This window comes from Shimia sediminis, assembly GCF_003990645.1.
Taxonomy (GTDB): Bacteria; Pseudomonadota; Alphaproteobacteria; order Rhodobacterales; family Rhodobacteraceae; genus Shimia; species Shimia sediminis.
Map to the genome: position 1 here is coordinate 126,336 of NZ_RYZK01000005.1, position 18,597 is coordinate 144,932.

The window sequence follows — 18,597 nt, forward strand, 5'->3', positions numbered from 1 at the left end:
CTAGTTCCCTTCGTCTCTCTCGGCCTGTTCGGCCTCTTGTTCTTCCTGGATCTCCCTGGCGCTGCGCAGCATCGTCTTGATACCGGCCGCGAGACCCAACATTGTAAACAGCACCAGGAAAATCGGGATGGTTCCCAACAACAGGTCAAGCCCGTATCCGATGCCAAAGCCGATCCCCAGACCGGCCACCAATTCAATCACCATGCGCCAGGCCAGATTGGCCGCCGAATAGTGTTCGTCCACCCGAGGTTTCGGTGCCTGGGCCAGTTTGGCCGCTTCGATCTTTGCTTCCAGCTGCGCCATACGCTCTTTCTGGTCGGGATCGGTCACGCGAAAATGCCCCTTTGTGGACTTGGCGCATTGCTACGGCGCAGGAGGGGTTGAGTCAACCGCGATAAACCGTCGTGGCACATTGGGGTAATGCGTTGTTATTTATATGTTTTTTAGCAGAGGCGAGAGGCGCGGCGAGTCTGTCGCAGGCGTGGCTTTCGGAATTCCGCTCAAAATGGCATATTCAACCAAATGGTTGACGATTATCCGGGGTCCGGGTTTAACGCAGACATGACCGAGGCCCTTGATACCGTCTTTGCCGCGCTGGCCGATCCGACCCGGCGCGCGATCCTGTCGATGTTGCTGGAAGACGACATGGCGGTCACGGATGTGGCCGAGCCGTTCGACATCTCGCTGGCGGCGATTTCCAAACATCTGGGCATCCTGACCAAGGCCGGGCTGATCTCTCAGGAGAAACGTGGCCGGGTGAAATGGTGCAAGCTGGAACCGGATGCCCTGAGGTCGGCCAGCGTCTGGATGCAGGGGTTCGGCCAGTTCGAACCGGTGAACCTGGAGGCGTTCGAGCGGTTTCTGGAGCGGGAGTTGGACGACGGGGCGTAACGGGGTTCGAGACAGAACCCTGCGAGGCGCAGGGCCCTCCGCGATCCAGCCCTAAGCTGTTTTGAGAGGCCTTGGTGCCGCTGCGCTGGCGCTCGTCTTCAAGACTCATGCGCGCGGGCAGCTGGCAGGACAACCTTGATCCGGCTCAAGTGGGATGTTCGTTTCTGAGCAGCAACAACAGGGCGGCCACGGTCAGTGCGACGCCGACGAGGACCAGCCCGGTGGGGCCGCCATGACCAAGCGCGATTTCCCAGCAGATCACCCAGGTGGGCACGAGATAGGTATAGGCCATGACCTTGGCCGACGGCAGGTTGAGCGAGGCAAACTGCAGCAGGACAAAGGTAGCGGCCGAGGCAAAGATCGCGAGGTAAAAGACCGTGATCCAGACGATACCGGGCAGCGCGGTCCAATCCGTTGCGCGGATGTCCCCCCAGCCATAAACCGTCAGCAACACCATGCCTGCGATCAACATGCCAAAGGTAAAGACCACCGCTGGTTCACCGCGGTTCAGTTTGCGAATCAAGGGTGTATAGAGGGCATGTGCAATGCAACCGATGAAGTAGTAAAGTTCGCCCTGCCCCAGGCGAAACCGCAGGAAGGCCGCCCAGTCCGCGCGAAAGATCACCCATAACGCGCCGAGGGCCGCGATGCTGAGCGCCAGCGCCATGCGGCGGGTGGTGATCTGTTGCAAGAGCACGTAGCCGAAGCCTGCGGACATCAGCGGCGTCAGGGTGAACACCGCAGCCGTGCTGATGGGGGTTGCGGTTTTCAGACCCTCGAACATCAGCACGAAGTAGGCGGCGAACAGCCCTCCGAGAACCAGATAGCGCCAGGGTGCCTGCCAGGCAGACCGTGGAAGCCCGGTTGTTGCCAGCGCCACGGCACCGATCACCACGGCGGCGATCAGGAACCGCAGGGCATTGAGCGCGGTTGGGGGAATCTCGTTCGCGGCCATCGCGCCAAGCGAAAACGACCCCGCCACCAGGGCGGAAAACATCAACATGGCAAGGTGGCCGCGGGCCTGCGGGCTCATATGCAGACCCAGTCGCGTGCCGCGCGCTCTTTGAGGAAGCTCACAAAGGTCTGGACCTTGGTGGTGCGGTGCAGGTCCACGTGGGTCACCAGCCAGAGCTGGCCACTCCAGTCTTCCTGCACCGGCAGAACCTCGTGCAGGTCGGGTTGCCCATGTACCGTCCAGAACGGCAGAAAGCCGATCCCGGCCCCGGCGCGCACGGCCTGTTCGCTGGTAAAGGCGTCATTGGTGCGGAACACGATCTGTTCGGGGCGGACCTTGGCGTGCAGCCAATCCAGGAAAGGCGCCCGGCTGCGGCCTTCGTCTGGGCCGACAAAGCGATGCCCTGCGAGGTCATCTTCGCTGCTGGGGCGGCCATGGGTTTCAAGATAGCTGGTGCTGGCAAACAGCCCTATGGCAAGGCGGCCAAGCGACTGCACCACATTGTCCAGTTCTTGCGGTTGCGGCCCGGCACGCAGGGCGACATGGGCTTCGCCATACTCCAGCCGGAACAACCGTGCGCCAGCGCGAAACCGCACGATCACCTCGGGGTACTCGCGTTGGAAATCGGCAATGATCGGTGCCATCAGCGGTGCCATGCTTTCCAGTGCGGTGATCACCAGTTCCCCGGCCACACCTTCGCCACCGCCCTTGATACGGCCTTCGAGCTGGCTGAACTGATCGTCGGTGGTCTTGGCCACCTGCAGCAGATCCTGACCGGCCTCGGTCGGGGTGTAGCCCCGGGCGTGGCGCTGGAACAGTTTCACGCCCAGTTTGCCCTCGAGCGCGTCGATATGGCGGATCACCGTGGCGTGGTGCACCCCCAGCACATCCGCCGCGCCGCTGACCGTGCCCTTGCGGGCGACCTGAAAGGCGGTGCGGATCTCGTCCCAGCTGTCCATGGATGCTCCTGTGCAAATCTCCACAATGTCCGTGCAGATTTCCAAATTGCGTTCGCCAATGCAATAACTAATTCAAGGGGACACCGGAAAACCAACCTCAGGATACCCCCCCATGACCTACACTGTTTTGCATATCGACGCCTCGGCCCGCCACGAAGGTTCGCTGTCGCGCATCAAATCCGCCGAGATCGTCGCAGGCGCAGGCGCTGACACCGTGATCCGCCGCGATCTGGCCGACGGGCTGCCGTTTCTTGATCCGGTCTGGGTGCAGTCGACCTTTGTCGCCCCGGACGAGCGCGATGCCGCGCAGGCCAAGGCGCTGGAGCTGTCGGACAGGCTGGTGAAAGAAGTACAGGAGGCCGATACCATCGTGATCGGCACCGCGATGTACAATTTTGCAATCCCGGCCGTGCTGAAGGCCTGGATCGACCAGATTGCCCGCGCGGGCGTGACCTTTGCCTATACCGAGAACGGCCCCGAGGGGCAGCTCAAGGGCAAAAAGGCCATCATCACCATCGCCACCGGCGGCACGCCGCTGGGATCGGATTTCGACTTTGCCAGCGGCTATCTGCGCTTTGCGCTGGGGTTCCTGGGCATCACCGACGTCACCATTCTGGACAAGGATGGCAACGCGCTGGAAGCGCAGGCCGCCTGATCCGGCGCAGCGTACAAAAGTACCGATCTGGAGACCCCGGAGGCCGTTGGCCTTCGGGATTTTTTATTCCCGCAGCGTGGGGCTGGCGCGATGTGGCGCGCTTTGGTGCGGCCATGTGGATCGGCGAGGGCGGGGCTGAGCGGTGCGACCCCTTGTATGATGCGGCTAACGAACCGCTGGTCCTGGGCGGTCAGGTCAGACTGCCACAACACATCCTTTTCAAATGTGGGTGAAATGCCGTTCCTTGCGGTTGCAGATACTCAGTTTCCACACTCCGCCTGGGACAGCTCCAGCCATTCCGGTGTTACCCCAATGCGGTCAAAAAACGCCATCATGTCGACCGGCGTCATGCCGAGTGTCCGGTCATTGACCAGAGGGTGCATATAGATGCGATCTGCGACCCTTGCGCGCGCGTCCATGAAGAACTGAACACCGTTTTCCACCCCGTTCACCATGGCCAGCGGGCTGACGGCACCCGGACGGATGCCAAGGTTTTGCAACAGGCGGTCCGCCGAGCCAAACGAGAGGTTGCCGACACCCAACGTGGCGCCCAGCGCCTTGAGGTCGATCTCGTGATCCTGTTGCAGGGTCACAAGGTAGTTGCGCTTTTTCTTGTCGCGCAGATAGAGGTTCTTGAGCCGGAAGGGGGTTTCCCCGTCGATGTGCAGCGCGGCCTCGACTGTCTTGGCCTCGACCACGGTGCGCAGGGGCACATGTTCGTGGTAGGTAAAGGCCAGATCCCAGCCGCGCAGGCGGTCGAGCAGGGCGTCAGAGCTGAGCGGCAGGCTGTCCTGATAGGCAGATGAGGCGTCCATGGGCAGGTCCTTTGCTGATCCACTGCTACAGAGATGACGCGCAGACGAATTGACCGCCCGCACGGGCCATGGTTTCTTGCATCATCTTTTCACCATGACAAGACCAACCACAGGAGAGGCAGCATGCGGGTGATTTCGGGGATCTTCGCGCTGGTCGTGCTTGCCTCGCAGGCTCTGGCCCAGTCGGCGTTTGACCGGGCCGTGGCAGAGTGGCTGGACGGCAATGACCGCGAGAGCCTGCCGGTGCTGGCGGACCTGGCCGCCGAGGGGCACGAAGACGCGCGGATCCTGCTGGCGCGCATCGAGCTGCGCGATCTTGGTCCGTCGCCCTATCGGGCCGGGCTGAGCCGGGCAGAGGCGCGTGCGCTGTTTCGGGCGCCGCCTTTGGGGCATTCCCAGCCACGCGGGTGGTTGAAAGTCGAGGCGGAAAATGGCGCGGAGCTGGCGGTGGCGCTGCTGGCGGCGCGCGAGGCACAGCCTGATCCGGAGCTGATCGAAAGGCTCGCCAGGATGGGCGAAGTTCAGGCCACCGATCATCCGACGCGTATTCTGGCGCTTTATGGCACCCCGGCGCAACGCGACGCGCTGGGCCAGAGCCCGGCATTGCTGGAGGAATTGCGCCCCTATCTCGCCTATTTGTCCGGCCCCGCAGAACCCCGCGGCGACGGGATGGCAGCCCTGCGGCATATGGCGCCGGATCTGGCGACCGAGGTGCGGGCCGATGATGACGAGACCCTGAGCATGGCCGGTATTCTGGCGCTGGGGTATCCCTATGGTGACATGCAGCCGGACAACCGCTGGCGCGTCACGGTTGCGGGCTGGGTGATGCAGGCACCTGCGACGCGGCCCATTGCCGATCTCTGCCGCGCGGCCTGTGAGGATGAGACAGCGGCGGCTGATTGCGGGTTTGCGATGCTGGCCTTTACCGGCGGCTATTACGAGGTGATCCGCACGGACAGCCCCCTGGAGCGGGTCATTCCGCAGGAGGTTTTCCTGAGCAGTGAACGCGCCCGGCTGATGGCCCTGCGCCGCGTGGTGCTGGTGCGGCGCGAGACCAATGTCGATTGGCTGGCAGGAGAGGACGAGGTGCGCGCAGTCTCGGCCTGTGCCGCCGATCTGGTGCGCGATGAACGCGCGCGCTACACCAAGGCGCCGTAGCGCGCCCGCGCCACTTGACTCCTTGCGTACAGGCGCGTAAATCCCCCTTCAATTCCGGAAGTCCGTCAAAGCTTCCGGTCCCATGGCCCTTGGGCCGGGATCGCCCCCCGTCAGCGCGTTGCGCCCACGGGGGACATTGGCGTTTGGGCGGTTCGTGCTTAAGTACGGGCCATGTTGGAAACGGTGTAAAGGAGCCGGTGAGCGATGTTTGAAAATCTAAGCGAACGCCTGTCCGGTGTCTTTGACCGTCTGACCAAACAGGGCGCGCTGAGCGAGGATGACGTCAAGACCGCCCTGCGCGAGGTGCGTGTTGCGCTGCTGGAGGCGGACGTTTCGCTGCCTGTCGCCCGCGATTTTGTCAAAGCCGTGCAGGAAAAGGCCACCGGGCAGTCGGTGACCAAGTCCGTGACCCCCGGTCAGCAGGTCGTCAAGATCGTGCACGACGAGCTGAAACATGTTCTGGCCGGCGACAGCGAAGACCCCGGCGAGTTGAAGATCGACAACCCCCCTGCCCCGATCCTGATGGTCGGTCTGCAGGGCTCGGGTAAGACCACCACCACCGGTAAGCTGGCCAAACGTCTGACCGAAAAGAACGGCAAGCGCGTGCTGATGGCCAGTCTCGACATCTATCGCCCGGCCGCGATGCAGCAGTTGCAGGTTCTCGGCCAGCAGATCGGCGTCGACACCCTGCCGATCGTGGCCGGTGAAACTGCCGTGCAGATCGCCAAACGCGCCAAGCAGCAGGCGACGCTGGGGGGCTACGACGTTTACATGCTGGACACCGCCGGTCGTTTGCAGATCGACGAAGTCCTCATGCAAGAGGTCGAAGATGTGCGCGACGCGGTCAACCCGCGCGAAACGCTGCTGGTGGTCGATGGCCTGACCGGTCAGGTCGCCGTGGAGGTTGCCGAAGAGTTTGACGGCAAGATCGGCATCTCTGGCGTGGTCCTGACCCGGATGGACGGCGATGGCCGTGGCGGTGCGGCGCTGTCGATGCGCGCGGTGACCGGCAAGCCGATCAAGTTCGTTGGTCTTGGCGAAAAGATGGACGCGCTCGAAACTTTCGAGCCAGACCGGATCGCGGGCCGGATCCTCGGCATGGGCGACATTGTTGCGCTGGTCGAGAAGGCACAGGAAACCATCGAGGCCGAACAGGCCGAACGCATGATGAAGCGCTTTGCCAAAGGCCGCTTCAACATGAACGACATGAAGATGCAGCTGGAACAGATGCAGAAGATGGGCGGCATGGAAGGCCTGATGGGCATGATGCCCGGCATGGGCAAGATGGCCAAGCAGGTGCAGGACGCAGGGTTCGACGACAAGATGATCATCCGGCAAGTCGCCATGATCCAGTCGATGACCAAGATCGAGCGCGCCAACCCGCAGATCCTGCAGGCCAGCCGCAAGAAACGTATCGCCGCAGGCTCTGGCATGGAGGTCAGTGACCTCAACAAGCTGCTGAAAATGCAGCGCCAGATGGGCGACATGATGAAGAAGATGGGCAAGATGGGCAAAGGCGGCATGCTGAAACAGGCCATGAAGGGCATGATCGGCAAGGGCGGCGACCCGATGGCGGGCATGGACCCCTCGGCGATGGACCCCAAACAGATGGAAGCCGCAGCCAAGGCGCTGGGCGGCAAATTGCCCGGCGGATTGCCCGGTCTGGGCGGCGGCGGATTGCCTCCGGGTCTCAGCGGGTTCGGGAAGAAGAAGTAACCGCATGACCACGACCTTCTCCATCCCGACGCTGGAAACCGAACGGCTGATCCTGCGCGCCCCGCGCGAGGCGGACTTCGAGGCCGAGGCGGCGTTTTACGAAACAGAGGCTTCGCGCTTTGTGGGGGGCCCCAAGCCGCCGCATCAGACCTGGCGCAACCAGGCGATGATGGTCGGGCACTGGGCGTTCCGTGGGTATGGTTTCTGGGCATTGGAAGACAAGGACACCGGCGGCTACATGGGCCGGGTGGGTCTGTGGTATCCGCATGGCTGGTACGAGCGCGAAATCGGTTGGACGCTGATGCCAGCAGCTCAGGGCAAAGGTTATGCCACCGAGGCTGCGCTGACGTCGCGCGCCTATGCCTATGACGTTCTGGGGTGGGACACGGCAATCTCGCAGATCGCGCCGGAGAACGAAGCCTCCAAGGCTGTCGCGCGCCGTCTGGGCGCGTCGTTTGAGACCATGTACGAAGATCCTGAGTTCGGTGAGATCGAAGTCTGGCGGCATCTCGCGCCCGAGGACATCGTGAACGGTGGCGTGGAGGCTTACGCATGACCTCTTTCACCATCCCCAGGGTTGAGACCGAGCGCCTGATCCTGCGTGCGCCGAAACTGTCGGACCTGCCGCGTATGGAAGCGTTCTTTGCCAGCGAGCGCAGCGCCTATGTGGGTGGTCCGCGTGACGCGGGGGCCTGTTTCACCAGCCTGACCAGCCGTATCGGCCACTGGGCGGTGCGCGGCTTTGGTCTCTGGCACTTTGAAGACAAGGCCAGCGGCACCTTCATGGGCTGGGCGGGCATCATCGACGCCCCCGGCTGGCACGAGCCGGAACTGGGCTGGAGCGTGATGGCGGATGGCGAAGGCAAGGGGCTTGCCTCGGAAGCGGTGACAGCGGCGCGAGCCTATGCGGCGCAGCATTTCGGGTTGCCGCATCTGATGAGCTATATCGCCCCGGCCAATGACCGGTCGATTGCCATGGCCAAACGGCTGGGTGCAGAATTTGAGCGCGAACATTCACTGATGGGCAAATCCTGCCACATCTATCGTCATCCCGAAGTGGAGACAGTGTAATGGCGACAAAGAACATCCCCATTCTGGAAACCAAGCGGCTGGTCCTGCGTGGCCCCGAAGCCGAGGACTATGCCGCGTTCAAGGCAACCTTTGCCTCGTACCGCTCGCGGTTCATGGGCGGCCCGCTCAATCCTTACGAAACCTGGATGCTATATGCGGCCGAGATCGGTCACTGGAACATTCGCGGCTATGGCATGTGGATGATCCACGACAAGGACACGGACGAGACCTATGGCATGGCCGGTGGCTGGATGCCCGCGGCCTGGCCGGAAAAGGAAATCGCCTGGATCATCTGGCCGTCGGCTGCGGGTCACGGCTATGCGCTTGAGGCGACCCATGCCGCGCGCAAGTATCTTTATGCCGAACAGGGTTGGGAGGGCGCGGTGTCCTACCTCGATCCCAAGAACCTGGATTCGATCCGTCTGGCCGAACGGCTGGGTGCCAAAAAGGACAAGGACGCGCCGTCTGTGGACGGCAACGACGTGGTCTATCGCCACCCGAGCGCAGAGCAACTGGCCCACAGCCAGATCAACGACGGGATCGAGATGGAGATCAGCCACTACGCCGACCCGATGTTCAAACCGAAAGGATATGCCCTTGACTGACGCCACCACCCGCGCAGCCGACGTGCTGAAGGAACACCGCGAAAGCATCGACCGGCTGGACGCGATCCTCGTCTACACGCTGGGCGAGCGGTTCAAGCACACGCAGGCTGTGGGACAGCTGAAGGCAGAGCATGACCTGCCGCCGTCAGACCCCGCACGGGAGGCCAAACAGATTGCCCGGCTCGAAGATATGGCGGTCCGCGCCAACCTCGACCCGGAATTCGCCAAGAAATTCCTGAACTTCATCATTGATGAGGTCATCAGACACCACAAGAAGCATCAGGAATAACAACAACCGTAGGTCGGACAATCTTGTCCGACCTACCTGACACAACAGGAATGACGGGGCATCGCCCCTCAAGTAGCTTAGGAACAGGAGTAACACACCATGGCTATGAAAATTCGTCTCGCCCGCGGCGGCTCGAAAAAACGTCCCTTCTATCGCGTTGTTGCGGCTGACAGCCGTATGCCCCGCGACGGCCGTTTCATCGAAAAACTCGGCACCTACAACCCGCTCTTGCCGAAAGACAGCGAAGAGCGCATCAAGCTGAACATGGAACGTGTGCAGTACTGGCTGGACCAGGGCGCACAGCCGACCGATCGTGTTGCACGCTTCCTGGAAGCCTCGGGCACCATCGCCAAAACCGAGCGCAACAACCCCAAGAAAGCCGAGCCTGGCCAGAAAGCCAAGGACCGTGCAGAAGAAAAAGCCGCCAAGGCTGCTGAAGCTGCCGAAGCGCCTGCTGAAGAAGCAGCCGCCGAAGAGTAAGAAGGTCAGGATCCGGAATGCACGTCTTTTCCGAAGTCTTCCGGAACGATCTTCGACAGCTCATGGAATGGCGCCGCGACGTGCGCCATTTCAGGACAGATCCCGTGGACGAGGCACTCCTGCAGGAGTGCCTCGACGCGTTTCAGACAGCGCCTTCGGTGGGGCTGTCCGAACCCTGGCGGCTGATCCGGATCGAAAGTGACGCCGCACGCGACGCGGCCTTGCAGAACTTTCGCGCAGCCAATGCCGAGGCGCTGGCCGGTTACGAAGGTGACAAGGCGGCGCTTTATGCCAAGTTAAAGCTCTCGGGTATGACCGAGGCGCCGGTGCAATTTGCGATCTACTGCGATGACGCGACCGACAAGGGGGCAGGCCTGGGAGCTGCCACCATGCCCGAGACCCGGCGGTATTCGGTGGTGAGCGCGATCAACCTGTTCTGGCTGGCCGCCCGTGCACGGGGGCTGGGCGTGGGATGGGTTTCGGTGCTTGACCCTGTGCGATTGAACCGTGATCTTGCGGTGCCGCAGGACTGGAGCCTTGTGGCCTATCTCTGTGTTGGGTATCCGCAGGATGTCTCGGACACGCCGGAACTGGAGCGCAAAGGCTGGGAAGCGCGGCGCAAGGCGCTGCCGATCACCCGCCGGTGACGTAAAACCAACAGCCGCGACAACCCGGCAGCGGCGGATGGCTTGCCCTTGCCGTCCGTATCGGGGAAAACTAACGGGCATATTGTAGCGAGAGTCATATGACAGACATGGTTTGTGTCGGGGCCATTGCGGGGGCCTACGGGGTGCGCGGCGAGGTTCGTTTGAAAAGCTTCACGGCTGAGGCCGAGGCGATTGCCGACTATGCCCCGCTGACAAATGAAGACGGCAGCCAGAGTTTTGATCTGCGCGTGACCCGCGCGATCAAGAATGGTCTGGCGGTGCGGTTGTCCGGGGTTGCCACCAAGGAAGACGCCGATGCGCTGAAGGGCCTGCGGCTCTATGTGCCGCGTGACCGGCTGCCCGATCTGCCCGAAGACGAGTACTACCACGCCGATCTGATCGGGCTCGAGGTGCGCGACACCGGGGGCACGGTGCTGGGCACGGTCAAGTCAGTGCAAAACCATGGTTCGAGCGACCTGTTGGAAATCCATGGTCCCGGTCTGACGGTCACGGTGCTGTTGCCTTTCACCCGAGAGGCGGTGCCCACGGTGGATCTGGCCTCGGGGCGTATCATTGCGGATCCACCCGAAGGGATATTCTGAATGGCCCGCATGGTGATCCATGCCGGGTTCCACAAGACCGGCACATCGACGGTTCAAAGGATGCTGAAAAAGAACCGCCGCATCCTGAGCCGCGAGTGTCTGGTTTTTGACCATTCGCACATGCCTGCCGTCAGCGAAAATGCCCGGTCTTATTCTGTCAGCCGGGATTTGCTGGACCTGCTGGCCTTTACCTATGAGCTGGCGGAGTTTCTGGAACGTTTCAAAGGCAAGCTCGAGCGCAATGTCTGTCTGAGTTCTGAAAACCTGCTTGGACACATGCCGGGGCGGCGCGGGCTCAAGACCTATGACGCCGCGCCGATCCTGATGAAGGCCTTTGTGCACACGGTCGAGCGGGTGATGAAAGAACCGCCCGAGATGGTGTTCTACTTTTCAACCCGCGATGCCGAACCCTGGCTGAAATCCTGCCATTCACAGCACCTGCGGGCAGTCCGCATGACCATGACAACCGACCGCTACAAAGAGTTGTTTGCCGAGTCGGCGCAGCTGGGCCGGATCATCGACATGGTGCGTTTGGCGGTAAAGCCGCATCGGGTGGAAACGGCCCGTTTGGAAGAGATCGGACCTCTGCCGTTGGGGCCGGTCACGCCGATCCTGGACCTGCTCGACATTTCACCGGCGGTGCGCGACAAGCTGCAGCCTGTTCCGGTCACCAATCAGGCCTTGCCAGAGGAGCTGGTACAGGAGTTTCTGGAAATCAATCAGAGCGAGATGTCCTGGAAGGATGTGCCGGTTGCGAAACAGGCCGCGCGGGACCGATGGGCGTTGACACAGGACAACAGCGAGAAAGATCTCAGTCATGACGGATAAGCCGCGATCCCATGGGCGCAAATCCATTTCGGTCTCGCTCAAGCCGCGCGAGTTGATGAGCCACAATCCGCGGCTGGCCGGGGTATGGACGGCGCGGATCATCACGCTGTTCCCCGAGGCCTTTCCGGGTGTTCTGGGCGAGAGCCTGACGGGCAAGGCGCTGAAGGATGGCAAGTGGCAGCTTGAGACCACCGATCTGCGGCCCTTTGGCATCGGCAAGCACCGAAACGTGGATGACACGCCAGCGGGTGGCGGCGCGGGCATGGTGCTGCGGGCCGATGTGCTGGGCAATGCGATCGAACACACGATGCGCGGCGCGCGCGGCAACTGGCCGTTGGTCTACCTGTCCCCGCGCGGGCGGCGGTTCGATCAAAAGATGGCACGGGCCTGGGCAGAGTGCGATGGCATCACCATGCTGTGCGGGCGTTTCGAGGGCGTCGATCAGCGGGTGCTGGATCACTACAACATCCAGGAGGTGTCGCTCGGGGATTTTGTGCTGACCGGCGGCGAGATCGCGGCGCAGGCGATGATTGACGCCACGGTGCGGCTGTTGCCGGATGTGCTGGGCAACGCCGAGAGCATCGAGGACGAGAGCCATTCCAACGGCCTGTTGGAGCATCCGCAGTACACCCGGCCGGCCGAGTGGATGGGACGGCAGATCCCCGATGTTCTGATGTCGGGCCATCACGGCAAGATCGAGGCATGGCGCAAAGCGCAGTCCCGGGCCCTGACCCGCCAGCGTCGCCCGGACATGTGGGCGGCCCATGAGGACAAGGGCGAGGATGACCAAGGGTAAACCGGAAGTCGTTGCACGCCACCGCCTGCCCATGTTTATATCGCCCCGAACAGTTTGATTATTGGGAGATTTGGCAATGGCCGGGAAATTCGAACTCTACAAGGACAAGGCTGGTGAGTTTCGCTTCCGTCTGAAGGCGGGCAACGGCGAGATCATTCTGGCAAGCGAAGGCTACAAGCAACGCGCCAGCGCCGAGAACGGTATCGCCTCGGTCCAGAAAAATGCCCCCGAAGATGCGCGCTACGAGCGCAAGGAAACCAAATCGGGCAAGCATATGTTCAACCTCAAGGCCACCAATGGCCAGGTGATCGGCACCTCGGAAAGCTACGAGAGCACCTCGGGGCGCGACAATGGTATCGAGTCGGTAAAAAAGAACGCGCCGGACGCGGAAACCAAAGACCTGACCTGAGCAAAGCTCCGGGTCCCATGAAGCGCTGGGCAGAACTTTCTAGAAAGTTCTGCTTGGTGCAATTTTTTCTAGAAAAAATTGCCGTCAGGCTATGGCAGCGGGGGCTGCGGGCTGTGTCAGGGTGATTGAGGGCAGATCGATGGTGCGGTCCCACGTGGTGGTTTCATCGGTGTCCGGGTTGTAGGCATAGTAGCTGTCACCAAGGTCAACCAGGCCAATCACATAGATGCCGTCGAGGGCATTCTCTTCCAGTGGCCCGAAGCTTGTGTCATACCAGATTGACCCTTCGTCAGTGCGCAGACCGTCAGGGATCGAGCCAGTTTCCGAATAGAGGACATAGGCGTAGTCATTTTCCAACTCGGGTCCAAGGCTGCCTGAGCCGGATATGTAAGTATCCGTTCCCTCCACGGCAAAAACAGCGCCGTCTGCGGAGTCGGGGATCTGGATTTCCAGCGTATCTGCGCTGCCCATCGTGGCCTCGAACACCGGTATTTCACCTTCGATTTCCTGCACCCTGTAGGTGTCCAGAGTGTCAGAGTATTCCGTCCCGAGTTGCGCGGCGCCTGCGAGATCATCACAGCACAATCGCACGATCACATGATCGCCCTCTTCGCCTGCGACGTCATCGCCGTGATCGGCGGTCGGATCATCGCTGAGTGTGTCTACGTTGTCCCCGAGCCCCATGATCACCTCGTCCAGCCCGTCGCCAGCGTCAACCCCTTGGTAGACGTCATCGGTGATGTTGGTTTCGATCAACTCATCCGCATCAGTGCCGCCCGGCGCGTCGACAAAGCTGGCATCCCCACCGTCGGGCGTGACGCGCAGGTCATCGCCGGGCCAGTCTGCATAGTCTTCTTCACAGCTGTCCTCGCAAGGGTCCTCGTTGGGCGCGTCAGAGTCGTCATCCAGAATATCGACAAGCGCCATTGTGCCAAAACCGGCAAGAGCAATCCAAAAGAAGGTCAACACGGGCAAAACTCCACACTCTACGGCAGATAGTATATTCCCTCATAGAGGGAATGTACAGATGGCACCACACGCAAAACGCTGTGCCGCATTGGTTTTCTGCTGGCAAATCAAAGCCGTGGATGGCAGGCTGCAAGGCGCCCTCTTGCCCTGGCGCGGCCTGCCCGGATTGGCAGAAAACGCCTTGATCCAGACCCGAATTGCCCCTATACCCCGCTCGTCCGGCAACTCGTCCTGAGTCGCGCGGGCCGTTTTTGTTTTGGGCATGTCCTTCCATGCCAATGTCAAAGCGGAAACGACATCAAAGAAACGACGACCTATCTCCTGCGGGCACGACAGTGGACCCGGTGAAGACGCGGAGCTCTTGGACGGCAGAAACCTTTGCGGAGAAACCGCAAGCATATAGGAGAAGGTCTGATGGATCTGATCGCACAGATTGAGGCGGAGCAAATTGCCGCCTTGGGGAAAGACATCCCCGACTTCAAAGCCGGTGACACCATCCGTGTCGGCTATAAAGTGACCGAAGGTTCGCGTTCGCGCGTTCAGAACTACGAAGGCGTCTGCATCGCCCGTAACAACGGCAGTGGCATTGCCGGTTCGTTCACTGTCCGCAAGATTTCTTTTGGCGAAGGCGTGGAGCGTAACTTCCCGCTGCATTCGACCAACATCGACTCGATCACTGTTGTGCGTCGTGGTCGTGTGCGTCGCGCCAAACTGTACTATCTGCGCGCCCGCCGTGGTAAATCCGCGCGTATCGCAGAAGACACCCACTACAAGCCCAAGAAAGCCTGAGGAGCGGTATCATGAAAAAAGACACTCATCCCGATTACCACTTCATCGACGTCAAGATGACCGATGGCACGATGCTCAAGATGCGTTCGACCTGGGGCGCCGAGGGCGACACCCTGTCGCTGGACATCGACCCCACCGTGCACCCGGCCTGGACCGGCGGCACCTCGCGCCTGCTGGACGCTGGCGGCCGTGTGTCGAAGTTCAAAAAGAAATACGAAGGTCTGGGCTTCTAAGCACCGCTTTATGGTTTCGAAAAGAAACGCCGCTCCGGGATCGGGGCGGCGTTTTTCGTTTGGCCAGATGGCGCTTTGTGAATCCGGTTCGTCGTGCCAAGGTAAGGCATTGATAAATAGATAAACCTGAGGACCTTCTTTGCAGCGCAAACTGGCAGCCATACTTGCGATTGACGTGGTCGGGTTTTCCGGGCTGATGGCGCGGGATGAAACCGCGACGCTGGACGCGCTGAGCCGCAACCTGATCGAGATTTTCAAGCCCGCGGTCAGGTCCCATGGCGGGCGGATCGTCAAGCTCTTGGGTGACGGCGCGCTGGTGGAGTTTGGCAGCATTCAGGATGCAGCACAGTGTGCGCTGGTCCTGCAGACGGGGCCAGCGACACCAGTTGAGACGCTGGAAACCCACTTGAGTTTCCGGATCGGGCTGAATGTCGGGGACATCATCAAGCGCGGCGAGGACATCTTTGGCGATGGTGTCAACATCGCGGCCCGACTGGAGGCGGAGGCCCCAGAAGGCGGGATTGCCATTTCTGCCGCCGCGCATGCCCATCTGGCCGCATCTCTGGCCGAAAAGTTTCAGAGCATTGGCGCGCTGGCGCTAAAGAACATCCCGACACCCGTTGAGGTGCTGACCTGGTCGCCCGAAGCTGTGCCGGCCCCGACCAAGGTCGCGCAGGAAAAGTTCCGCAAGGCATCTATCGTGGTGCTGGCCTTTGACAACATGTCGGGGGACGCGGATCAGGAGTTTTTCTCGGACGGGATATCCGAAGACATCATCACCGAGCTGTCGCATTTCAGCGAGTTCTTTGTCATCGCCCGCAACACCAGTTTCACCTACAAGGGCAAACCGGTCCGCACCGAGGAGGTCTGCTCCGAACTGGGGGTGCGCTATCTTCTGGAGGGGTCGGTGCGCAAGGCAGGCAACCGGGTTCGCGTCACCGCGCAGCTGATCGAAGGCGCGACGGGGGCGCATATCTGGGCGGGGCGGTTCGACCGGGATCTGGATGACATCTTTGCGGTGCAGGACGAAATCACCCAGGCCATCGTGGCAGCTGTCGCGCCCGAGGCGCTGCGGGCTGAAACCCACCGCTCGCAACGCAAGGCGGCGACCGAGACCAGCGCCTGGGAAAAAATGCTGTTGGGCCGGTGGCATATCGGGCGTCTGAGCAAGCAGGATATTGACCTCGCACAGCAATATGCCCGCGACGCAATTGCGCTGGACCCAAACCTGTCCGATGCCCATGCAATCCTGTCGCTCGCCAAGTTGCACGCCATGCTGCACATTTGGCGCCCTGATACCAAAGCGGCAATTGCCGAGGCCATCACCCATGGGCAGGACGCCGTTCGTATTGACGATTCCGACGCCAATGCCCATTCCATTCTGGGCATGGCGCTGATGTTCGGGCGTGACTATGACAAGGGCCCTTTGCATTTGCACCGGGCGCTGAAGCTTAATCCCAACCTGTCAAACGCCCATGGTGTCATGGCTGCCTTTCATGGCGTGAGCCGCGACTATGAAGCCTCGCGCGCCAGTGCGGAACGCGCGACCATGCTCAGCCCTCGCGACCCTTATCGCGCCTTTTGGTATGGCGGCCATGGCATCGCGGCTTATCTGGACCGGAACTATGCGCGGTGCATTGAAATCTGCCGGGACGTGCTGGCGGAGTTTCCCAGCTATGCGTCGGCGCTGCGGCAGCTTGCGGCGGCCCAGGCGATGTCGGGATCTCAGGCCGAGGCGGAAAAGACCATGGCCCACCTGCTGCAGGTCATGCCGGGTTTGACCGTGACAATGGTGCGCGACATTGTCCCGATCCGTTATCCGGACGATCATGAGCACTGGCTTGAGGGGCTGCGCCGCGCCGGGATGCCGGATTAATCCTCGACCACACCGGTGACTTCAAAGACCTCAACCGGTTCCTTGTAGCCTTTCAGATCAACCTGACCGACAGAAACCATATCTATTCGGCCTTCGACACGGGCTTTGAGGTCGGGGCTGATCAGGATCGAAGTGCCAAGCGCGCGGTTCGCGGCCTCGAGCCGGGCGGCAAGGTTCACGGTGGCGCCAAGCGCGGTGTAGTTCATGCGGTCCGAGCTGCCGACGTTGCCGACAATGGCCTCACCGCAATGCAGGCCGATCCGCGGACGCAGGGGCAGGCCCTGAACATTCCACTTGGCGATCTCGGCAGTGGCAACATCGCGCACGGCCAGCGCGGCCTGACAGGCCTTGGCCTCGTGATCTTCGACGTCTTCGGGCGCATTCCAGAAGGCCATGACCGCGTCACCGATGTATTTGTCGATGGTGGCGCCGTGGGCCTGCAGCACCTGGGTCACCTCTTCGAAGAGGTTGGACATGCGGCGCATGGTTTCCTCGGGTGGCAGGTCCGAGGACATGGCGGTAAAGTTCTCCAGATCCATGAAGAACACGGTCAGATCCTTGTTCTCACCACCCAGCTGCGGCGTCGCATCACGTTCCAGAAAGCCGCGCACAAGCGCCTTGGGCACGTAGCTGGTGAAGATGCTGAGGCTGTTGGTCATGCGGGACAGCGAGACCTGTAGTTGAAAGATCTCTTCGACCCGAGAGGGTTTGAAGTCAGTCTGCGTCAGGTCAAAGCGGCGGATGCGTTCGGCATCTCTGGACAGCGCCTTGAGCGGGCTTGAGAGGCCGCGTGAGATGAACCAGATCAGGGGCACGCTTATCAGGGTGATCGCCAGCGACATCAGGATGGCATTGCGGAAAACGCGAATGATCGGGGCCGCCAGCACACGGATCGGCATGGCCAGCACAAGCGCTTCGTTGGTGCCTTCGCCAAAGGGGGCCGGGTCGATATGCGCGATCCAGAACTCGTTTCCGACCTTGATCGCGCCCGAGCGGAAACCGTCCTGTTGCGCACGCCGGGCGGACAGCGTTGCCAGCACATCATCCCCGGCGCTATGCGCACCGGCACGGGCAAGGGCTGCGCCCTCTGGCCCCAGAACCGCCAACACGCCATCCCGCGCAAGATCGTCGGATTTCAGAAACTCTTCCATCTGGCGCAGGGTGATGTCGACACCCACCACGCCGGTTTCATTGCGTTGGCTGATCGTCAGGCCGGGCTGACGGCTGGCGTGAAACAGGTAGACCTGCGAGCGGGCCTCGGAGGCACCTTCGCGCACGGATTGATACCAGGGGCGGTTGCGGGGGTCATAGCTGCGCGGGCCGACACGGGTGTCGCCGAGGAAATCGCCCTCTGCCGAGATAAAGCGGGTGAGCGGACGGCCATCACCGCCTTCGCCACGCAGGATGACCCGTTCGATGAACATGGTCTCGGCCGGGGCACCCATGCGGTCCATTTCGTCGGGGCTGCGCGAGCTGGCGGCGGCGACCATGTAATAGCTGCCGGTGTCATAGCCAAAGTTGACTGCGGCGATCTGGGGGTGGCGTTGCAGGACAGCGATCAGGCGCCGCAGGGCCGGATGCCCCTGGTGCGTGGGTTCGCGGGTCACGCCGGGCCAGGAGTTGGACTGACGCGCCACCTGGTCGATGGGGGCGATCAGCATCTCGGTCCGCAGGCGCAGGTTCTCGGCTGAGCGTTCCATCAACGCAGTGGTGGCGAGAAAGGCGGCCTCTTTCTGGCGCGTGTAGCTGTAGCCGACGATGGAAAACGACAGCGTCAGGCCGATCAGGAGGATGACAGAGAAAATGCTGAATGTCAGAGGTATGCGCATATGGAGCCAGGTTTTTGTCGTTTGT

24 protein-coding genes are annotated in these 18,597 nt (G+C 61.6%); 18 read left to right on the forward strand and 6 right to left on the reverse strand.

The genetic code is table 11. The features are described from left to right. Complete coding sequence (locus EK369_RS12675; RefSeq protein WP_127114628.1) at positions 1 to 330, reverse strand: AtpZ/AtpI family protein; 330 nt, start codon at positions 328 to 330, stop codon at positions 1 to 3. Between the two features lie 231 nt (positions 331 to 561). Here EK369_RS12675 and EK369_RS12680 point away from each other — a divergent pair, with 231 nt between their 5' ends. Further along, entirely contained in the window at positions 562 to 891 is a 330-nt protein-coding gene (locus EK369_RS12680) for an ArsR/SmtB family transcription factor (protein WP_127114796.1), read from the forward strand. Between the two features lie 145 nt (positions 892 to 1,036). On the opposite strand, the gene EK369_RS12685 is transcribed toward EK369_RS12680, so the two are convergent. Together EK369_RS12685 and EK369_RS12690 are read right to left on the reverse strand one after the other, a co-directional pair. Further along, positions 1,037 to 1,924, reverse strand: a complete 888-nt coding sequence (locus tag EK369_RS12685; protein WP_127114629.1) for a DMT family transporter — start codon at positions 1,922 to 1,924, stop codon at positions 1,037 to 1,039. Further along, positions 1,921 to 2,805 (reverse strand): LysR family transcriptional regulator, encoded by an 885-nt coding sequence (locus EK369_RS12690; RefSeq protein WP_127114630.1) that lies wholly within the window; start codon positions 2,803 to 2,805, stop codon positions 1,921 to 1,923. Before EK369_RS12690 ends, EK369_RS12685 begins: the two co-directional genes overlap by 4 nt. A 112-nt stretch (positions 2,806 to 2,917) precedes the next feature. Between EK369_RS12690 and EK369_RS12695 the strand changes: the two genes are divergently transcribed. Further along, on the forward strand, positions 2,918 to 3,460 hold the full coding sequence (locus tag EK369_RS12695; protein WP_127114631.1) for an FMN-dependent NADH-azoreductase: 543 nt from the start codon (positions 2,918 to 2,920) through the stop codon (positions 3,458 to 3,460). Positions 3,461 to 3,720: 260 nt separating this feature from the next. Here the strand turns inward: EK369_RS12695 and EK369_RS12700 are convergent, their stop codons facing one another. After that, positions 3,721 to 4,275: a prolyl-tRNA synthetase associated domain-containing protein gene (locus EK369_RS12700; protein ID WP_127114632.1), complete on the reverse strand. Its 555-nt coding sequence runs from the start codon at positions 4,273 to 4,275 to the stop codon at positions 3,721 to 3,723. A gap of 123 nt (positions 4,276 to 4,398) precedes the next feature. Between EK369_RS12700 and EK369_RS12705 the strand changes: the two genes are divergently transcribed. The 12 genes from EK369_RS12705 (at position 4,399) to EK369_RS12760 (ending at position 12,876) form a co-directional block, all read left to right on the forward strand. Further along, positions 4,399 to 5,433, forward strand: a complete 1,035-nt coding sequence (locus EK369_RS12705) for a hypothetical protein (RefSeq protein ID WP_235871420.1) — start codon at positions 4,399 to 4,401, stop codon at positions 5,431 to 5,433. 204 nt (positions 5,434 to 5,637) lie between these two features. Next, positions 5,638 to 7,149 carry a signal recognition particle protein gene (gene ffh, locus EK369_RS12710; RefSeq protein ID WP_127114633.1) on the forward strand — a complete coding sequence of 504 codons (1,512 nt, stop codon included), beginning with the start codon at positions 5,638 to 5,640 and terminating at the stop codon, positions 7,147 to 7,149. Between the two features lie 4 nt (positions 7,150 to 7,153). Further along, complete coding sequence (locus tag EK369_RS12715; RefSeq protein ID WP_127114634.1) at positions 7,154 to 7,705, forward strand: GNAT family N-acetyltransferase; 552 nt, start codon at positions 7,154 to 7,156, stop codon at positions 7,703 to 7,705. Then, positions 7,702 to 8,220 (forward strand): GNAT family N-acetyltransferase, encoded by a 519-nt coding sequence (locus EK369_RS12720; protein ID WP_127114635.1) that lies wholly within the window; start codon positions 7,702 to 7,704, stop codon positions 8,218 to 8,220. The genes EK369_RS12715 and EK369_RS12720 overlap by 4 nt, the downstream gene beginning before the upstream one ends. Continuing rightward, positions 8,220 to 8,825 (forward strand): GNAT family N-acetyltransferase, encoded by a 606-nt coding sequence (locus EK369_RS12725; RefSeq protein WP_127114636.1) that lies wholly within the window; start codon positions 8,220 to 8,222, stop codon positions 8,823 to 8,825. Before EK369_RS12720 ends, EK369_RS12725 begins: the two co-directional genes overlap by 1 nt. Then, a complete protein-coding gene (locus EK369_RS12730) occupies positions 8,818 to 9,114 on the forward strand; it encodes a chorismate mutase (protein ID WP_127114637.1) in 297 nt (98 codons plus the stop codon). Before EK369_RS12725 ends, EK369_RS12730 begins: the two co-directional genes overlap by 8 nt. 99 nt (positions 9,115 to 9,213) lie before the next feature. Next, complete coding sequence (gene rpsP / locus EK369_RS12735; protein ID WP_127114638.1) at positions 9,214 to 9,594, forward strand: 30S ribosomal protein S16; 381 nt, start codon at positions 9,214 to 9,216, stop codon at positions 9,592 to 9,594. 17 nt (positions 9,595 to 9,611) lie between these two features. Continuing rightward, entirely contained in the window at positions 9,612 to 10,241 is a 630-nt protein-coding gene (bluB, locus tag EK369_RS12740; RefSeq protein WP_127114639.1) for a 5,6-dimethylbenzimidazole synthase, read from the forward strand. 98 nt (positions 10,242 to 10,339) lie between these two features. After that, positions 10,340 to 10,843 carry a ribosome maturation factor RimM gene (rimM, locus tag EK369_RS12745; RefSeq protein ID WP_127114640.1) on the forward strand — a complete coding sequence of 168 codons (504 nt, stop codon included), beginning with the start codon at positions 10,340 to 10,342 and terminating at the stop codon, positions 10,841 to 10,843. Further along, positions 10,844 to 11,671, forward strand: a complete 828-nt coding sequence (locus EK369_RS12750) for a hypothetical protein (RefSeq protein ID WP_127114641.1) — start codon at positions 10,844 to 10,846, stop codon at positions 11,669 to 11,671. Then, complete coding sequence (gene trmD / locus EK369_RS12755; RefSeq protein ID WP_127114642.1) at positions 11,661 to 12,467, forward strand: tRNA (guanosine(37)-N1)-methyltransferase TrmD; 807 nt, start codon at positions 11,661 to 11,663, stop codon at positions 12,465 to 12,467. Before EK369_RS12750 ends, trmD begins: the two co-directional genes overlap by 11 nt. Before the next feature lie 76 nt (positions 12,468 to 12,543). Further along, complete coding sequence (locus EK369_RS12760; protein ID WP_127114643.1) at positions 12,544 to 12,876, forward strand: YegP family protein; 333 nt, start codon at positions 12,544 to 12,546, stop codon at positions 12,874 to 12,876. Between the two features lie 84 nt (positions 12,877 to 12,960). Here the strand turns inward: EK369_RS12760 and EK369_RS12765 are convergent, their stop codons facing one another. Further along, positions 12,961 to 13,845, reverse strand: coding sequence for a hypothetical protein (locus EK369_RS12765; protein ID WP_127114644.1), 885 nt, complete (start codon positions 13,843 to 13,845; stop codon positions 12,961 to 12,963). A gap of 58 nt (positions 13,846 to 13,903) precedes the next feature. Here EK369_RS12765 and EK369_RS21805 point away from each other — a divergent pair, with 58 nt between their 5' ends. The 4 genes from EK369_RS21805 to EK369_RS12780 all read left to right on the forward strand — a co-directional run bounded on the left by EK369_RS21805 (position 13,904) and on the right by EK369_RS12780 (position 16,743). Further along, positions 13,904 to 14,080 carry a hypothetical protein gene (locus tag EK369_RS21805; protein WP_164726989.1) on the forward strand — a complete coding sequence of 59 codons (177 nt, stop codon included), beginning with the start codon at positions 13,904 to 13,906 and terminating at the stop codon, positions 14,078 to 14,080. A 179-nt stretch (positions 14,081 to 14,259) separates the two neighbouring features. Continuing rightward, a complete protein-coding gene (rplS, locus tag EK369_RS12770; RefSeq protein ID WP_127114645.1) occupies positions 14,260 to 14,634 on the forward strand; it encodes a 50S ribosomal protein L19 in 375 nt (124 codons plus the stop codon). Positions 14,635 to 14,645: 11 nt separating this feature from the next. Further along, the gene (gene rpmE / locus EK369_RS12775; RefSeq protein ID WP_127114646.1) at positions 14,646 to 14,867 is read left to right on the forward strand and encodes a 50S ribosomal protein L31; all 222 of its coding nucleotides are present in this window, start codon (positions 14,646 to 14,648) and stop codon (positions 14,865 to 14,867) included. 139 nt (positions 14,868 to 15,006) lie between these two features. Then, positions 15,007 to 16,743 carry an adenylate/guanylate cyclase domain-containing protein gene (locus EK369_RS12780; RefSeq protein WP_127114647.1) on the forward strand — a complete coding sequence of 579 codons (1,737 nt, stop codon included), beginning with the start codon at positions 15,007 to 15,009 and terminating at the stop codon, positions 16,741 to 16,743. Here the strand turns inward: EK369_RS12780 and EK369_RS12785 are convergent. Continuing rightward, positions 16,740 to 18,572, reverse strand: coding sequence for an adenylate/guanylate cyclase domain-containing protein (locus tag EK369_RS12785; protein ID WP_164726990.1), 1,833 nt, complete (start codon positions 18,570 to 18,572; stop codon positions 16,740 to 16,742). The two genes, EK369_RS12780 and EK369_RS12785, sit on opposite strands and share 4 nt — an antisense overlap. Positions 18,573 to 18,597 lie beyond the last annotated feature (25 nt).

What these genes read in the sequence shown, in the direction of transcription:
- EK369_RS12680 (WP_127114796.1), top strand. Translation starts at nt 562, where the DNA reads ATGACCGAGGCCCTTGATACCGTCTTTGCCGCGCTGGCCGATCCGACC.
- EK369_RS12685 (WP_127114629.1), bottom strand. Translation starts at nt 1,924, where the DNA reads ATGAGCCCGCAGGCCCGCGGCCACCTTGCCATGTTGATGTTTTCCGCC.
- EK369_RS12690 (WP_127114630.1), bottom strand. Translation starts at nt 2,805, where the DNA reads ATGGACAGCTGGGACGAGATCCGCACCGCCTTTCAGGTCGCCCGCAAG.
- EK369_RS12695 (WP_127114631.1), top strand. Translation starts at nt 2,918, where the DNA reads ATGACCTACACTGTTTTGCATATCGACGCCTCGGCCCGCCACGAAGGT.
- EK369_RS12700 (WP_127114632.1), bottom strand. Translation starts at nt 4,275, where the DNA reads ATGGACGCCTCATCTGCCTATCAGGACAGCCTGCCGCTCAGCTCTGAC.
- EK369_RS12705 (WP_235871420.1), top strand. Translation starts at nt 4,399, where the DNA reads ATGCGGGTGATTTCGGGGATCTTCGCGCTGGTCGTGCTTGCCTCGCAG.
- ffh (WP_127114633.1), top strand. Translation starts at nt 5,638, where the DNA reads ATGTTTGAAAATCTAAGCGAACGCCTGTCCGGTGTCTTTGACCGTCTG.
- EK369_RS12715 (WP_127114634.1), top strand. Translation starts at nt 7,154, where the DNA reads ATGACCACGACCTTCTCCATCCCGACGCTGGAAACCGAACGGCTGATC.
- EK369_RS12720 (WP_127114635.1), top strand. Translation starts at nt 7,702, where the DNA reads ATGACCTCTTTCACCATCCCCAGGGTTGAGACCGAGCGCCTGATCCTG.
- EK369_RS12725 (WP_127114636.1), top strand. Translation starts at nt 8,220, where the DNA reads ATGGCGACAAAGAACATCCCCATTCTGGAAACCAAGCGGCTGGTCCTG.
- rpsP (WP_127114638.1), top strand. Translation starts at nt 9,214, where the DNA reads ATGGCTATGAAAATTCGTCTCGCCCGCGGCGGCTCGAAAAAACGTCCC.
- bluB (WP_127114639.1), top strand. Translation starts at nt 9,612, where the DNA reads ATGCACGTCTTTTCCGAAGTCTTCCGGAACGATCTTCGACAGCTCATG.
- rimM (WP_127114640.1), top strand. Translation starts at nt 10,340, where the DNA reads ATGACAGACATGGTTTGTGTCGGGGCCATTGCGGGGGCCTACGGGGTG.
- EK369_RS12750 (WP_127114641.1), top strand. Translation starts at nt 10,844, where the DNA reads ATGGCCCGCATGGTGATCCATGCCGGGTTCCACAAGACCGGCACATCG.
- trmD (WP_127114642.1), top strand. Translation starts at nt 11,661, where the DNA reads ATGACGGATAAGCCGCGATCCCATGGGCGCAAATCCATTTCGGTCTCG.
- EK369_RS12760 (WP_127114643.1), top strand. Translation starts at nt 12,544, where the DNA reads ATGGCCGGGAAATTCGAACTCTACAAGGACAAGGCTGGTGAGTTTCGC.
- EK369_RS21805 (WP_164726989.1), top strand. Translation starts at nt 13,904, where the DNA reads ATGGCACCACACGCAAAACGCTGTGCCGCATTGGTTTTCTGCTGGCAA.
- rplS (WP_127114645.1), top strand. Translation starts at nt 14,260, where the DNA reads ATGGATCTGATCGCACAGATTGAGGCGGAGCAAATTGCCGCCTTGGGG.
- rpmE (WP_127114646.1), top strand. Translation starts at nt 14,646, where the DNA reads ATGAAAAAAGACACTCATCCCGATTACCACTTCATCGACGTCAAGATG.
- EK369_RS12785 (WP_164726990.1), bottom strand. Translation starts at nt 18,572, where the DNA reads ATGCGCATACCTCTGACATTCAGCATTTTCTCTGTCATCCTCCTGATC.